Source organism: Bradyrhizobium sp. Ken51, assembly GCF_055807435.1.
Genome location: NZ_JBVVPB010000147.1, coordinates 1 through 364 on the forward strand (window position 1 = coordinate 1; position 364 = coordinate 364).

Below are 364 nucleotides of genomic sequence, written 5' to 3' on the forward strand. Positions count from 1 at the left end.
CCCATGGGGGATATTATAGCACCGACGGCCGAACACGCGTCAATCTAGTCTTCGTCCGGCTCGCGCACGACCGCCGGTTCGTCATCGCCGCCTTCGTCATCTTCATCCTCCTCATCCTCTTCATCTTCATCGGGATCTCTTGGGGGCGTCGCGCTGCCCATAAGCACGAGCGGTGTCCAGCAGATCGCCGTGATGGAAGCTTCGAAGGTGTGTTGCTTCATGTGTTGCTGCTCCTCGAAAAGCATCCTCGGTGAAATCCTGACCGGCGGCACGCGCAGATCCAGGGCGCGCGACTGTCGCAAACGCGAGGGTGACATCAGGTCGACGACATGAGCAGGGGCAGCACCGCCACGCAACTGGCGAG

At 61.0% G+C, this 364-nt stretch carries 1 protein-coding gene; it reads right to left on the reverse strand.

Features of this window, described 5'->3' with window-relative positions; all coding sequences use genetic code 11:
- Positions 1-44 precede the first annotated feature (44 nt).
- Positions 45-364, reverse strand: a 320-nt coding sequence (locus AC0L27_RS41240) for a hypothetical protein (protein WP_473323852.1), incomplete at its 5' end; no start/stop codon positions are given.